Raw genomic sequence first — 14,705 nt, 5'->3', positions numbered from 1 at the left:
CTCATGGCCAGACCGAGAAAACGCAAGGAAATCTTTGCCCTGGGAAACGAGGCGGTGGTCGAGGGCGCTCTCTTGGCCGGGTGCTCCTTCTACGGGGGGTATCCCATCACCCCGTCTTCGGAGATCATGGAGATCATGGCCGCCCGCCTGCCCCTTATCAAAGACGGAGTTTTCATCCAGCTTGAGGACGAGATTGCCAGCATGGGGGCCATCATCGGCGCATCCCTGGCCGGACGCAAGGTGCTTACGGCCACATCCGGGCCGGGCTTTTCGCTGATGCAGGAGAACCTGGGCTACGCCATCATGGCCGAGACACCCATGGTCCTGGTCAACGTCATGCGCGGCGGGCCTTCCACCGGGCTGCCAACCAGTCCGGCCCAGGGAGATGTGCAGCAGGCGCGGTGGGGCACCCACGGCGACCATCCCATCATCGTGCTCTCCGCCTCCAATGTTCAGGAATGTCTGGACATGACCATCACTGCCTTCAACATGGCCGAGAAATATCGCACTCCGGTCATTCTCCTGCTCGACGAGGTCACGGCGCATACCCGCGAGAAGATCGCGATTCCCAACCAGGGAGAATTCGAGGTCTTTTCGCGCACGGTGCCGAGCATGCCGCCCGAGTGGTACAAGCCCTACGAGGAGACCGTGCGCGGAGTGCCGCCCATGCCTCCGCTGGGTTCTGGCTATCGTTTCCACGTCACCGGCCTGACCCACGACCGCAACGGGTTTCCCACCCAGCGGCCCGAGGAGATCGTGGAACTCATGGAACGCATACATCGCAAGATCGACCAGTTCTTCTACGACATCCAACTGGTGGATACCATCGACACCGCCGATGCCGACGTGGTGGTCATCGCCTACGGCAGCGTGGCCCGGTCGGCTGAACTGGCCGTGCGGCAGGCGAGGGAAAACGGTGTGCGGGCCGGGCTGCTCAAGCTCAAGACCCTGTTTCCCTACCCGCGCAGGCAAACGGAAAAGGTGCTGGCCCACGCCCGCACCCTGGTGGTGCCCGAGATGAACATGGGCCAGATGTCCCGCGAGGTGAAGCGCGTCAACATGGGCCGGGCCTCGGTGCGGACCATCAACCGCATCGACGGCCAGATCGTCACTCCCTCGGAAATTCTCAAGGTCATCATGCAGGGGTAGCCAGATGAGCGAAATCACAGGCAACGAGATCATCCACCAGTATCTGCGTCACAACAAGAAATTCCCGCATGTGCTCTGTGCCGGGTGCGGTCACGGCATCGTGCTGGGCACCCTCATCCGGTCCATCCACACCCTGGGCATTCCCAAGGACGATGTGGTCATCGTGGCGGGCATCGGCTGCTCCGGCCGTCTGGCGGTGTATGTGGACTTCAATACGGTCCACACCACCCACGGCCGCGCCCTGACCTTTGCCACCGGCATCAAGATGGCCAGCCCCCGACTCAATGTCATCTGCATCATGGGCGACGGCGACGCACTCTCCATCGGCGGCAATCACCTGATCCACGCTGCCCGGCGGAATATCGGCGTCACCGCGCTGATCCTCAATAACAACATCTACGGCATGACTGGCGGGCAAAGCTCTCCGGCCACGCCCGAAGGCGCGACCACCATGACCAATCCCTACGGCCAGCTCGACGCCAGCTTCGACACCGTGGCCCTGGCCAGGGGGGCTGGGGCCAACTATGTGGCTCGGGGAACGGTCTTTCACGTCAAGCGGCTGGAGGGGATCATGGAGGAGGCCATCTCCCGGCCCGGATTCAGTGTGGTGGAGGCCATCACGCCCTGCCACACCCAGTACGGCCGCAAGAATCGCTACAAGACCCCTGTGGACATGTACAAGTGGTTGAAAAAGGCCGCCGTGCCCATAGAGCGTTTTGAAGAGATGACCGAGGAGCAGCGGCGCGACCGTCTGCCCATCGGCGTGTTCGTGGCAGAGGACCGTCCAGGGTTCGAGGAGCGCTACCTGGCCTTGCAGGCGCAGATGCGGGCCAAGGGGGGCAAGTAGATGAAGCAGCAGCAACTTCACCGTTTCGAGATCCGTTTTTCCGGTCTTGGCGGCCAGGGCATCATCACTCTGGGCAGGGTCATGGGCCAGGGGCTTGCCCTCGGCCACGGCTACAACGTCACCCAGACCCAGAGCTACGGTCCCGAGGCGCGCGGCGGTTCGAGCCGGTGCGACCTGGTTATCAGCTCAGAGCCCATCAGCTACCCGAAGGCCGAAAGCCTTGATCTGCTGGTGGCCCTCTCGCAGGAGGCCTGCAACGCCTACTACCCCTATCTCAAGCCCGGCGGTGCGCTGGTGCTGGAATCCGATCTGGTCAGGCAGCCGCCCACCAACAGGTTCCTCGGCCTGCCCTTCACCCGTCTGGCCCGTGACAAAGTGGGCGTGGCCCAGGCCATGAACACCGTGGTCCTGGGCGCTCTTTCGCACCTGCTGCCCTTCATTGGCCAGTCTATCATGCGCAAGAGTCTGGAATCCTCGCTTCCGGCCAAGATCCGGGCCGTGAATGTCAAGGCGTTCAACCTCGGCCACAGGCTGGCAAAAAAGGAATGGGGCGACGACGCGGGAGAGGTCTGGCGCGTGGACGAGTCAGAGAGCGATTGATACGAAATCCGTTGATTTGCAAGGGGCACCGATCATTCGGTGCCCCTTTTTCGATATCTAGTTGAAGGTGGTCTTCACCGTGGGCTCAAGGCCGTCGTCCATGCGCAGTTGGGGCAGAAGCTGGCGGACGTTGTCCGTAATGGGAATGGTCCAGGTGTGGGCCGAGATTACCGCCCGATCGTCGAGTCGGGTGATCTTGGCGGAAACATAGATAAAATTGTCGCCGATGACATAGGCCCCTGAGAGCATGGCCGCCCTGGGCGGCAGGTGCTCAAGGCTGCCCATGGGAGGCTTGGCGTATTTCTCGGGGTCTATGCCCTGAGGCAGAAAGTAGTCGGTTGGCCTGGGATCTCCACCCGTGATGACCATGCCGCGCTGAACCAGTCTGTCCACCACCTGCTCCATGACCACTGTGCCGAAGATGGCCGTATCCTCAGGGTCGTCGCCGTTTTCAAACCGCTTGGCATATACGGGCGCCTTGGACGACAGCTCGTACTTGCCGACATTGGCATAAAGCACGTTGGCGGCCCGGAGGTTGATTTCCTCAATGGGCACGGCAGCCTGATCATGGAAGGCCCTGGCCGTGGGCGCGGTGTCGAAGACGTAGTTGTAGGTCTTTCCTGTGGCGCGTTTGGTGTCCTCCCAGAACCTGTTGCCGCAGCCCTGGGCCGGGAGAAGGGTGGCCAGGACGAGGAATGCAAGGAATGTCTTGTGCATGCGCTGCCTGCTGGTTGTCGTTGGCCGCGCCTACCGAAAGCGGGTGGCGCGATGGTTCTCAAGCCTCATCGGTCAAGTCTCGGATTTCCTTTAGGATCGCAGCAATCAGCGCGGTCATGGTCGAGGATGCTTCCTCGGCCCGGGAGATGACGGTTTTCAGGGGCGCCTCCTGCATGCAGTCGGGCAGATTCTTGTTGGTCAGGCAGGAGATTCCGAGCAGGCGCATGCCCATGTGCCGGGCGGCGATGGCCTCCATGCAGGTGGACATGCCGATGGCGTCCGCGCCCATGGCCCGGTACATGCGCGTTTCGGCCGGGGTTTCCATGTTCGGCCCCATGACCTGCATGTACACCCCCCTCTCAAGCCGGATGCCCAGCGCCAGCGCTTTATCCACGGCAAGTCGGCGCAGCCTCGAGTCATAGACTTCGCACATGTCCGGGAAGCGCTCTCCCCAGAGGGCGTGGTTGTCGCCGCGTAGCGGAGTGGTGCCGGTGAAGTTGATGTGGTCTTCAATGAGCATGGGCGAGCCCACGGCAAAGGAGGGGTTTAGCGCACCGGCCGCGTTGGTCAGGATCAGCACGCCCACGCCCAGTTCGCCCAAGGTGCGCACTGCGTGGGTCGCCTGTCTGGCGTCGAATCCTTCGTAGAGATGGTGGCGGCCGTGCAGGGCGACGATCGGGGCGTCCTCGACGGTGCCGACCAGCAGGCGTCCCGTGTGGCTGTCCACGGTGGAAACCGGGAATCCGGGAATCTCTCTGTAGAAAAGGCTTTTTGCGTTCTTGATGGCGCTGGTCAGTCCGCCCAGCCCGGTGCCGGTGACGAGGCCCGCACTCCCGACTTGAATTTTGCCTAGCTTTTCCTGTATGTATGCGGCAGACTGATGTACCTTCTCATGGTATTTCATGCGGACTCCCCATGTCCGGCGGCTACTGCGGGCCGGATCGGGGACAGGTTGCCCACAGATCGACCGAACAGAACCCAAGGACTGGCAGATCTTATGGATATCGTGACGCTACTTGGCCTCACCGTTGGATTGTCACTCATCATCGGCGCCATCGTCATCGGCGGGGCTGTCGATGTCTTTATCAATGTTCCCGGCATGATGATCGTTTTCGGCGGAACGCTGGCCTCCATCATGGTGGCTTTCCCGTTTGAAGAGGTCATACAGGGCTTCAACGCCGGGTTCAAGATGTTCGTGCAGCGCAAGACCAAGGTTCGCGACGTGGTCAACATCATGGTCAAGGTTGCCGAGATCAGCCGCCGCGAGGGGTTGGTGGCTCTGGAGAATGTCCAGACCGAAAACATGGTCCTCAAGAAATCCTGCCAGCTCATTGCGGACAACGCCGACCCGGCATTGATCCGTACCACCCTGGCCATCGAGATAAGTTCCATGCGCAGACGACACCAGGTGGGACAGGACGTGTTCAAGCGTCTTGCGGCCCTGGCCCCGGCCTTCGGAATGATGGGAACCCTCATCGGCCTGGTGCAGATGCTTTCCATGCTTGATGATCCAAAGTCCATCGGTCCGGCCATGGCCGTGGCCCTGCTGACGACCTTCTACGGCAGCGCCATGTCAACCCTGATCTTCATACCCATGGCTGCCAAACTCAAGGCCAGGACGCTGCAGGAGCAATTGCACCTTGAGGTTATTTTTGAAGGCGCCAAATCCATTCTTGAGAATAACAACCCGAGGCTCGTTTACGAAAAATTGTCCTCTTTCCTGGCTCCGCACGAGCGCGAGACACGCTGATGAGCGAAGATTACGAGAGCATCCTGGGCATCCACGAAGAGGAGGATGATTCCGGTCAGGAATGGTTGACAACCTTTGCCGACCTGGCCTTGCTCCTGCTCGTCTTTTTTGTGTTGCTTTACTCCATGTCCACCATCGATACGGAGAAATTCTCCAAAACATTTTCGTCAGTGACCCAGGCGCTGCAGGGCAAGCTCGAGCAGGTTTCCACCAGCCGCATCACCCAGGAGGAAGCCGGGGTGCTCATTGATCAGGCCATCATGCGTCGCCAGATCGTCGAGTCGCAACGCAAGGTGTTCGCCGAGGTCAAGACCCTGCAAACCAAGAAGGGTGTGGAGGGCGTGGTTTCGGCCAATTTCGAGGACGGGGTCATCACCCTGCGGGTGCCGGGGGATGTCATGTTCGCTTCGGGACAAGTGGCCCTTTCGCCCCGGGGCGTTGAGGTGGTCGCTGCGCTGAAGGATTTCTTCATCAAGCATCGCGACCAGAACATCAAGATTATCGGGTACACGGACAACATCAACCCAAGCAAGAACTCCCGTTTTGTGGATAACTGGGAAATCTCCGCCTTGCGCGCAGTCAACGTGCTTCGTCAACTGTTGGACATGGGCATTGAATCCACCCGGCTGACCGCCACGGGATTGGCCTATCTCAACCCCATTTATCCGAACACGTCTGCGGAGTATCGTGCCAAAAATCGGCGGGTGGAGTTCGTGCTTGAAAAACGGGTCACCGGCAATTAGGCTTCCGGTCTGGCGAATCGTCAATGCAACCATTGGGGGGGATATGGGCTTCGACTTAGACATACCAAGCGGCGACGATCAGCTCCGCAAGGCTTTCCGAACCAAGGTTCCCGGCCTGACCGCCCGGTTTCCGTCCCTTGACATGATATTCGAGGTCAAGGACCTGAGCGCCACGGGATTCGCCGTTCTTGATCCCGCCAAGGGGTTCAAGGAAGGACAGGCCATAGACGTTGACCTGCTCATCAACAAAAAGCTCTTTCTCGCAGCCGCCGCGGCCCAGGTGATGCGTGTGCTCGACAACGGCATTGTGGGCATCAACTTCCTGGACCTGGAGCGCCAGAAGCAGGTCAAGCTCGACAAGCTCGTGCTCGAGGTGCAAAAGCGGCTCATCGAATTGCGAAAGAAGCAGCGCGAACAGGAAGGCTGATCGGGTTGCCCATGTCAGGAGCCGGACACAGGGTGCTTATTGCCAACCGGGGCGAGATTGCCATGCGGGTCATGCGGGCCTGTGTGGGGCTCGGTATCGACTTTGTCTGCGTTCATACCTCCGAGGATGTCCACAGCGGTCATGTCCGGTTGGCCAGGGAGCTGGGCGGCGACGGGGCGGTCTATCGCATCCATTCCTATCTCGACGCCAACGAACTGTTTGCCGTGGCCGATGCGGCCAAGGCCACAGCCGTGCATCCCGGCTACGGTTTTTTTGCCGAAGATTTCCGTTTCGCCCGCCGCGTGGTGCGCCGCGACCGGCCCATGGAGTTCATTGGGCCGTCCTGGTGGGTCATCCGCGACCTGGGCGACAAGATCAACACCAAGCGTATCGCCCGCAGTCTGAACGTCCCCACCGTGCCCGGCTCGGACAGGCCGGTCTACAGTGAAATGGAGGCGGACGAGATCGCGGCCAGCCTCTTCGAGTTCCAGGCGACCCAGGGTATCATCGACGGCGTGATCATGGTCAAGGCTTCTGCCGGGGGCGGGGGCATGGGCATCGAGGAGGTGGGCAGTTTCGACGAGTTCCGCTCCGTTTTCCGGCGTATCCGCAACTATGCCAAGCGCAACTTTGGTGACGAGGGCGTACTTATCGAGCAGCGTATTTTCGATTTCAACCACCTGGAGGTGCAGGTGGTCTCCGAGCGCGGCGGCAAAAACCATGTCCATTTCGGGACGCGCAACTGCTCCATCCAGAGCACGGGCAAGCAAAAACGGGTCGAGGTCGCTCCCGGTTTTGCGCCGGGAACCGTGCCCTATACTTTTGACGCGGCCAGGGTCCTGGCCGACATCACGGAGTACTCGCTGGCCATGGCCCGGGAGGCGGGATACGACAACGTGGGCACCTGGGAGTGGATAGTCACCCCCAGGGGGGAGCCTTTCCTGATGGAGGTCAATACACGCATCCAGGTGGAGAATGGCGTCTCGGCCGTGATCTCGCGCGTGAAAGACCGCCCGGTGGACATCATCACCGAGCAGGTGCGTCTGGCTCTTGGCGAGTCGCTGGGCTACTCGCAGGAGGACATCGCTTTCAAAGGGGTCGGCATCGAATACCGCATAGTGGCCGAGAGTCCCGATAACCGCTTCACCCCTTGTGCCGGGACCGTCACCCGCCTTTCCTGGCAGGACCACGATTGGTTGCGGGTCTTCACCCAGGTGCCTCGTGATGTACCCTATGAAATCCCCATGGAGTACGACCCGAATCTGGCCCTGGCCATTGTCTGGGGTGCGGATCTGGACGAGGCCAAGGCTCGCGGCCAGCGCTTTCTCAATGAATTGGTTCTTGAGGGCACAGGGGCGGGCAGGGACGGCGCTTTCTATACAAACATCCGGTATCTTTCCGGTATGACTGGAAAAATCCTGGAGTTCTGACCATGGACATTGATAGACGGATCCAGGACATCAAAGACCGCCTTGCTTATATCCGCGACATATTCGGAGGCAAGGAAGACGAGCACATCCGCCTGCTTACAGCCAAGCTTGGCGAGGTGCTGGCCCGCGATGCCGCCACCCCCGGCGGTGTTCAGGCCGAGGAGATGTCCCGGCTTGAGGATCTCTTCGCCTTTTCCGAGCGCAAGCTCGACACCCAGCTTACCCCCATGGACCGGGTGCGTATCGTGCGCCACCCCCAGCGCATCTGCCTCAAGGACATCCTGGAAAATGTCTACGACAATTACACCGAAATCGGCGGGCGGGGCGAGTTCAACATTGATCCGAGCATGCTCATCGCCAGGGCTTACTTCGCCCGGCGGGTGGGCGAGCGGATCGTCAACCAGATGGTCATGGTCATCGGCCAGGAAAAGGGGCATGGCGAGGCGTTTCGCAATGGCGGTTCGGTCAAGCCGTGGGGCAATGCCAAGGCTCTGCACTACATGAAAGTGGCCGAGACCGAGAATATTCCGATCCATACCTTTGTCTTCACACCCGGAGCGTATCCGGTGGAGGACTGGCCCGGCGCGGCCCAGCAGATTGCCCGAAATCTCTATGAAATGGCCGCTCTCAGGGTGCCCCTGGTTGCGGTCTTTTCCGAGGGCGGCTCAGGCGGGGCCGAGGCTGTGAGTCTTGCCGATCGGCGGATCATGCTCTCCCACGGCTATTACTCGGTCATTTCCCCTGAGGGGGCAGCGGCCATCGAAGGCGGTTTGCGCGGCGCAAGCCGGGCCACGCCAGAACTCATCGAGAAATGCGCCCGCCAGTTGCGCATCACCGCCCTGGACAATCTGGAAAACGGTTATGTGGACCGTGTTCTCCAGGAGCCCCCCTTGGGGGCCCGGCCTACGCACTTCGATTTTTTTCGGGATCTGCGACGCGAGTTGATCCAGGCCACCAACGAGGCTGTCAGCGAGGTCAAGCCCATGAAGCTCTTCCGGGCCATGGCCGTGCGCTCCAGCGTCGGCGATGCCGAGGCCGTCTTCATGCGCTGGAGTCTTTCGGGATCTGCCCAGAACCGGCTGGTGGATCTGCGTCAACGCAAGTTTCGGGCAATGAGCCGCCACGCATGCCTGGACGGCACCGGCCTGATCAAGCGCATGGCCGCCTCGGCCAGGGGAACTGTCTGGGCGGCCAATTCCTTTTTGCGCTACGATCTGCTTGGGCGGCAGAAGAAGCGGCTGGACGCCATGCTTGAAGACCTTGGGGCAGAGGCTCATATCGTGCGGCGCAAGTTGCTCATGCCGCTGAAGAGGGTCATGGACAGCATCCTGCCCGTGGCCAACGTGGAGCAGCAGAAAAAGGGCGATGAGGTCAGGGACAGGTTAACCCGGCTCTCCTGCCCCGAGGACGGAGCCTGTCTGGTCGGCAGCGAGTGGGCGTGGATCAGCCCGCGCAGCCAGGAGGACAGGACAGTCTCCTGCCCACAGGTGCGTACGCATCACTGCCCGGACCTGTGGGTGCCTGACCTGTACGGAGATTTTGCCGGGGTCTGCCCCAGCTGCGGCCACCATTTCCCCATGGAATACCCGTGGTACCTCCACAATGTTTTCGATTATGACCGCGCTCGGGAGTTCAATCAGCGATTGGAGTCCATCAATCCGCTGGGGTATGAGCAGTTCGAAGCCAAGCTTGATCAGGCCAAGGCGCGAACCGGCCTGAAGTCGGCCTGCATCACCTTTGAAACGGTCATCAACGGGGTTGCGGCCGTGGTGGCTGTTCTTTGCGCCCCCTTTCGCGGCGGCAGCGTGGGCGCGGCCGAGGGCGAAAAGTTCATCCGTGCCGCCGAGCGGGCCGGGCGCAAACGTCAGCCCTTCATCGCCTATGTCCACGGCACCGCGGGCATTCGCATTCAGGAGGGGGTCAACGGCGTCATCCAGATGCCGCGTTGCACCATTGCCGTGCGCCGATACATCGACCGGGGCGGCCTCTATCTCGTGCTCTACGACACCAACTCCTATGCGGGGCCGGTCGCCAGCTTTCTCGGCTGCTCGCCCTATCAGTTCGCGGTCCATTCTTCGAATATCGGCTTTGCCGGGCCGGGCGTCATCGCCGAGACCACTGGCATGGCCGTGTCCCCGGACTATCACAGCGCCTACCATGCCCTCTCCCGCGGGCATATCCACGGCGTATGGGACCGCAGGGAGGTCAGGAAGAACCTGCATCAAGCCCTCTTGACCATGGGTGGGCGCAACCTTTACTATCGTTAGCCCGCCGTCGGCGCGTATTCTGTCATCGTAATCGCAATCAAGGAACTTCATGTGCTGAATATCAAGGAATTGCTCGATACCGTCAAAGCTTCGCCCTATCGCGAGATCGTCATCAATGCCCCGCATACAGGGGTGGTGGAGTTCGCGGGCCTCAAGAAGGGCGACCGCGTCCATGGCCGTTTCGGGGAATACAAGGAAAAGCCCGGAACCCTGCTCGCGCACCTGACCCGCGAGAAGAACAAGAAACCCCTCCACGCCCCAGAGAAGGGCGAGGTCGGGATGGTCCGCTCCGAGCTTGAGGGACAATTCGTCGAGGCCGGCGAACCTTTGGTGACCATCAGACACTTCCTGACCCGTCAGGAGGTCATTGAGCTGGTTCTGCAAAAGGCGCTGTACCTCTTCCGTGCTCCAGAGCGGGCCAAGTATTATTTTGTGCCTGAGGTGGACCAGAAGCTCAAGGTTTCGGGAAAGCGCTCGGTCAAGGTGCGCGAAGGCATGGAGCTGATGATCGTTTCCCGCATGAAGCGCGAGACACCGCTTTCATACTCCGGCCCCGAAGGCATCATCTATTCCGTGTATTTCGGTCGGGGCGACAACGTTGATGAAGGCGAACCCCTCATCGGCGTTTGTCCCGAGGACCAGCTTTCCGTCATTCAGGACGTGGTCGCCCGCATCCAGAGCGAGTGGGAAGAGGAGTGACCGTGTTCCGGCCGTAACCCTTGTTGCGGGGCGGCGGCGATTAATCCTGCATCTCGGGGGACGCCATGGGCAAGTTGTTGCAAATCCGTGTTTCGGCATCGACCTTCAGCGAGGACGAGGTCAAAAAGGTCTGGCCCGCTCTGTGGGAATTGGTTTGGGGCGATGGGGGCGACGCCATCCCTCGCAAGGGGGTGATGGAGCTGGCCCAGGCCGTGTTTGACGCCGTGCGAGCCGGACTCATCCCAAAGGAGCGGCGGGATCCCCTGCGCGAGAAGGCCGAACAGGCCGAGGCCCTGCGTTTCAAGCTCCAGGACGCCCTGGCCGCCCGCCAGCCCAGGGAGGCAGACGCCATTTCCTACGAGCTCGAAGATTGCCTCGATGCACTGGAAGACATTGCCCGTGATTTTTGATAAATGCCAAGGTCCAAGTGAACGTGATTTACGCAAGGAGTTGATATGGCTGGCAGCTTGAATAAAGTGATCCTCATAGGCCGCCTCGGGCGCGACCCGGAACTGTCCTATACGCCCAACGGACAGGCTCGGGCGAGATTTTCCATCGCCACCGACGAGGGGTATCGGGATCGGCAGACCGGCCAGAAAGTTGAGCGCACCGAGTGGCACAACATTGTGGCCTGGAGACAGACGGCGGAGTTCTGCGGCAATTATCTGGGCAAGGGGCGGCTGGTGCTGGTGGAGGGCAAGTTGCAGACCCGAAAGTGGCAGGATCAGAATACCGGCCAGGACCGCTACATGACCGAGATCGTGGCTGACAACGTGCAGGGCCTTGACCGGGCTCCCGACGGCCAAGCGGGCGGCTACCAGCAGCAGGGCCAAGGCCAGGGCGGCTATCAGCAGAACAATGCACAGCAAGGCCAGCAGGGCGGGTATCAGCAACAGGGGGCCGCCCAGGGCCAGCGGAACCAGACGCGCAAGCAGGAACCCGAGGAGGATCTGGGCCCGGCTTTTCCCTCGGAGGCCAGCGGCATGGACGACGTGCCGTTTTGACCGGGCATGTTCAGCGAGTGCCACGTTAGGGGGATTTGAGCGATCAATTCACCTGATGCTGGTCAGAGTTTTGAGAGTTTTTGAGGGTGGTCCAACCACCCTCTTTCTTTGGGTAACATCGCCTGGAAAGGTGGAGAGGGAGGAGTCTTGATGGCGGCCCAGGGGGAGCGGTCCGCGCCGGGCGCATCTTTGCGCGGCTGCAGTTGCCGCTGGCTTTTCCCGGAAACGATGCGGGAGGGGGGTCGTAGCGCTGCAATGGCAAATTGACAACCGTTACCAGCTTACATACTGTTTCGCGCACGCCAAGTTACTGTAGCCCGGAAATCAGCCATGCCCAAATCCGACTCCCCCTGCTCAAGCGCACTTTCCGCCAAGCGCGGTAGCGGTGCTGGCATGATCCGCGCCGTGATCGTGGACGACGAACCGCCTGCGCTGGACGAGTTGGCGTATCTGCTCTCCCGTTTCCCGGATATTGAGGTCGCGGCTGCAGCCGAGTCTGGTCGTGAGGCTGTGGAGGCCATCGTGCGGGTGCGCCCGGACTTGGTCTTTCTGGATATCGAGATGCCCGGCATGAACGGGTTTCAGGTGCTGCACGAGCTGATGGTCCGTGGCCGTCCTCCGCTGGTGGTCTTTGCCACCGCCTTTGACGAACACGCCATTCGGGCCTTTGAGGAAAATACGGTGGACTACATTCTCAAGCCCATCGCCCTTGAGCGCCTCGGCAAGACCATGGAGCGGGTGCGCATGCTCCTGGATCGTCCCCAACGCTGCGAAGGAGACGGAAGTCTGGAAAGCCTGTTGGCCAGGGTGGGGCTTTTCCCATGCGGGGGCACGGGGATCGTGCGTATCGCGGCTGAGGATGAGGGGCGCAATATCTTGCTGACGCCCGACGAGGTGCTCTATTTCAACTCTCAAGACCGGCGGGTGTTGGCCCATACCGCTGAGGCGGCGTATCCCTGCGGTCCGGGAATCTCGTTGGAAAAACTTGAAGAACGGCTCTCCTGTTTCGATTTTTTCCGGGTGAACCGATCCGACCTGATCAACTTGAGCTTTGTCCGAAGCTTTGCCCCCTGGCACAGCGGCAAATACGTGATCACCATGCGCTATCGTGATGCCACGGAGATCGTGCTGAGCAAGAGTCGGGTCAGGCAATTCAGGGCGGCCCTGGGCATCTAGCCCTGATCCGGGAAAGCCATCGTGCAAGCCGAGCAACTCATCATCACCCTTGCAGAGCGCTTCGGGCTGCTGGTTGGCGCAGTCTTCCTGCTGCTTGTCATCACTCCGGTCCAGCGTTTCGGCTTTGCGCGGACATCGACTAGAAACCGGACGTTGTTGCTGACGGTTTTTTTTGGCCTCTTCGGCATCCTCGGGACCTACACCGGCAACTCGGTGTTCCAGTCCGTGGCCAATCTTCGCGCCATGGCGGTCATCACTGGCGGGCTGTTCGGCGGGCCTGTGGTCGGCATCGGGGCCGGGCTCATAGCCGGTGGGCATCGCATCCTTTTCGACCTGAATGGTTTCAGCGCCGTGCCCTGCGGGATGGCTACGTTTCTGGAAGGTCTTGTGGCCGGTTGCATCGCCGCCAGGCTCGGAGGCCGGGCCATGAGCTGGAAAATCGCCGCCCCGCTGGCCCTGGTGGGGGAGTCTCTGCACATGGGGCTTGTGTTGCTCCTGTCTCGGCCTTATGGCGACGCCGTGGAGCTGGTCAAGCTTATCGCTCCGCCCATGATCGTCATCAACGCCTTTGGCGCGGCGATCTTTGTCGAATTGATCAACGTATTTTTTCACAGCAGGGAGCAGCGCGACTCGCTTCATGCCCAGCAGATTCTGGATATCGCGAACCTGACCGTCAGCCATCTGCGCTCCGGGCTGAACCTGGACTCCGCGTTGCAGACCGCCCTGATCATCCACGGTCGGGTCCAAACCGCAGCCGTGGCCATCACCGACACACGCGATGTGCTGGCCCATGTGGGCGCGGGGAGCGACCACCATCTCTCCGGCAGATCCATTCATACCGAGGCCACCCGCGAGGTCATAAGGACCGGCCAGGCCCGGTATATCGAAGACCAGACGGCCATAGGGTGCGACGTGCCCGACTGTCCGAACACCTGCGCCATCATCATCCCCCTGACCAAGGCCGGGCAGATCGTAGGTACCCTCAAATTTTACGGCAGCAAGGCTGTTCCCTTGAATAACACTCTGTTTGAGCTGGGCAAGGGGCTGGGCAAGCTCTTCTCCACCCAACTGGAGCTTGAGGACCTGCGCATCAAGGAGAACATGCTGGCTCATGCCGAGATCCGCCGTCTTCAGGCCCAGATCAATCCCCACTTCCTGTTCAATTCCCTGAATACCATCGGTTCGTTTTGCCGTACCAATGCGGAGAAGGCCCGCGAATTGCTCCTCGACCTGTCGCTCTACATGCGCAAGAACCTTGATTCCAGTCGGGGATTCATTCCCTTGTCCGAAGAATTGGATCAGGTGCGCTCCTATCTGGCCATCGAGCAGGCGCGTTTTGGGGAGCGCATCGCTGTAGGCTGGGATATCGACGGGGCCTGCGCCGGTTGGCCCATCCCGCCCCTGATCATCCAGCCGCTGGTGGAAAACAGCGTCAAGCATGGTATCCTGAGCCGAAGCGACGGCGGCACGGTGATCATCAACGCCTGGCTGGACGCGGATCGGCTGCGTATATGCGTCACTGACGACGGCAGCGGCATGGACGACGCACTGGTGGATTCGCTGCTGGAAAAATCTGCCCTGACCGAGCAGGGCGGGATGGATTCCTGCCGCGCCGGTATCGGCATCCGTAATTGCGCCTCCCGTCTGGAGCAGATCTACGGTCCAGAGTGCCTTCTGGAAATCTGCAGTCGCCCCGGACAAGGGACGCGGGTCAGTTTTTCCATACCCAGAATGCCGTTGAGAGTGGCAACCTAAAACTTTTTGTTCCGGTTTTTTGTTTTTCGGTTGGGTCGAACGTGTTGGTTCGTTCGGGATTTGGGACGGTTCAAACCCGAAAATGGCCATTTCATCCCGTGCGTATGGAAAACAAACGCCACAGCGTAGTAGTCCTCTCCA

Annotated in this window: 15 protein-coding genes; 13 read left to right on the top strand and 2 right to left on the bottom strand. The window is 60.8% G+C overall.

What is annotated here, in order from left to right; genetic code table 11:
- Nucleotides 1-3: 3 nt before the first annotated feature.
- The 3 genes from GKC30_RS13850 to GKC30_RS13840 are packed head-to-tail and all read left to right on the top strand — an operon-like array spanning nt 4 to nt 2,596.
- Complete coding sequence (locus tag GKC30_RS13850) at nt 4-1,149, top strand: 2-oxoacid:acceptor oxidoreductase subunit alpha (protein WP_155935569.1); 1,146 nt, start codon at nt 4-6, stop codon at nt 1,147-1,149.
- Between the two features lie 4 nt (nt 1,150-1,153).
- Nucleotides 1,154-1,996: a 2-oxoacid:ferredoxin oxidoreductase subunit beta gene (locus tag GKC30_RS13845; RefSeq protein ID WP_155935568.1), complete on the top strand. Its 843-nt coding sequence runs from the start codon at nt 1,154-1,156 to the stop codon at nt 1,994-1,996.
- Complete coding sequence (locus GKC30_RS13840) at nt 1,997-2,596, top strand: 2-oxoacid:acceptor oxidoreductase family protein (protein WP_155935567.1); 600 nt, start codon at nt 1,997-1,999, stop codon at nt 2,594-2,596.
- 57 nt (nt 2,597-2,653) lie between these two features.
- Here GKC30_RS13840 and GKC30_RS13835 read toward each other — a convergent pair whose 3' ends face one another.
- Together GKC30_RS13835 and GKC30_RS13830 are read right to left on the bottom strand one after the other, a co-directional pair.
- A complete protein-coding gene (locus tag GKC30_RS13835; protein WP_155935566.1) occupies nt 2,654-3,313 on the bottom strand; it encodes a FlgO family outer membrane protein in 660 nt (219 codons plus the stop codon).
- 58 nt (nt 3,314-3,371) lie between these two features.
- Nucleotides 3,372-4,217 (bottom strand): purine-nucleoside phosphorylase, encoded by an 846-nt coding sequence (locus tag GKC30_RS13830; protein WP_155935565.1) that lies wholly within the window; start codon nt 4,215-4,217, stop codon nt 3,372-3,374.
- A gap of 93 nt (nt 4,218-4,310) precedes the next feature.
- Here GKC30_RS13830 and GKC30_RS13825 point away from each other — a divergent pair, with 93 nt between their 5' ends.
- From GKC30_RS13825 to GKC30_RS13780, 10 genes are all read left to right on the top strand, one after another.
- On the top strand, nt 4,311-5,063 hold the full coding sequence (locus GKC30_RS13825; protein ID WP_155935564.1) for a motility protein A: 753 nt from the start codon (nt 4,311-4,313) through the stop codon (nt 5,061-5,063).
- The gene (locus GKC30_RS13820; protein WP_155935563.1) at nt 5,063-5,806 is read left to right on the top strand and encodes an OmpA/MotB family protein; all 744 of its coding nucleotides are present in this window, start codon (nt 5,063-5,065) and stop codon (nt 5,804-5,806) included. Before GKC30_RS13825 ends, GKC30_RS13820 begins: the two co-directional genes overlap by 1 nt.
- A gap of 43 nt (nt 5,807-5,849) precedes the next feature.
- On the top strand, nt 5,850-6,233 hold the full coding sequence (locus tag GKC30_RS13815) for a PilZ domain-containing protein (RefSeq protein WP_155935562.1): 384 nt from the start codon (nt 5,850-5,852) through the stop codon (nt 6,231-6,233).
- 11 nt (nt 6,234-6,244) lie between these two features.
- Nucleotides 6,245-7,663, top strand: coding sequence for an ATP-binding protein (locus GKC30_RS13810; protein WP_155935561.1), 1,419 nt, complete (start codon nt 6,245-6,247; stop codon nt 7,661-7,663).
- 2 nt (nt 7,664-7,665) lie between these two features.
- Nucleotides 7,666-9,930 (top strand): acetyl-CoA carboxylase carboxyl transferase subunit alpha/beta, encoded by a 2,265-nt coding sequence (locus GKC30_RS13805; protein ID WP_155935560.1) that lies wholly within the window; start codon nt 7,666-7,668, stop codon nt 9,928-9,930.
- 51 nt (nt 9,931-9,981) lie between these two features.
- Nucleotides 9,982-10,629, top strand: coding sequence for a biotin/lipoyl-containing protein (locus GKC30_RS13800; protein ID WP_367614151.1), 648 nt, complete (start codon nt 9,982-9,984; stop codon nt 10,627-10,629).
- 65 nt (nt 10,630-10,694) lie between these two features.
- On the top strand, nt 10,695-11,039 hold the full coding sequence (locus GKC30_RS13795; RefSeq protein ID WP_155935559.1) for a hypothetical protein: 345 nt from the start codon (nt 10,695-10,697) through the stop codon (nt 11,037-11,039).
- 45 nt (nt 11,040-11,084) lie between these two features.
- Nucleotides 11,085-11,633 (top strand): single-stranded DNA-binding protein, encoded by a 549-nt coding sequence (locus tag GKC30_RS13790; protein WP_155935558.1) that lies wholly within the window; start codon nt 11,085-11,087, stop codon nt 11,631-11,633.
- Between the two features lie 330 nt (nt 11,634-11,963).
- A complete protein-coding gene (locus tag GKC30_RS13785; RefSeq protein ID WP_231117199.1) occupies nt 11,964-12,809 on the top strand; it encodes a LytR/AlgR family response regulator transcription factor in 846 nt (281 codons plus the stop codon).
- 21 nt (nt 12,810-12,830) lie between these two features.
- Entirely contained in the window at nt 12,831-14,564 is a 1,734-nt protein-coding gene (locus GKC30_RS13780; RefSeq protein WP_367614150.1) for a LytS/YhcK type 5TM receptor domain-containing protein, read from the top strand.
- The last annotated feature ends 141 nt before the right edge of the window (nt 14,565-14,705 follow it).

Source organism: Pseudodesulfovibrio alkaliphilus (genome assembly GCF_009729555.1).
In the GTDB taxonomy this organism is placed as follows: Bacteria; Desulfobacterota; Desulfovibrionia; order Desulfovibrionales; family Desulfovibrionaceae; genus Pseudodesulfovibrio; species Pseudodesulfovibrio alkaliphilus.
The sequence above is the reverse complement of the archived record's forward strand: the minus strand, read 5'-3'. Positions and strand labels throughout refer to the sequence as shown.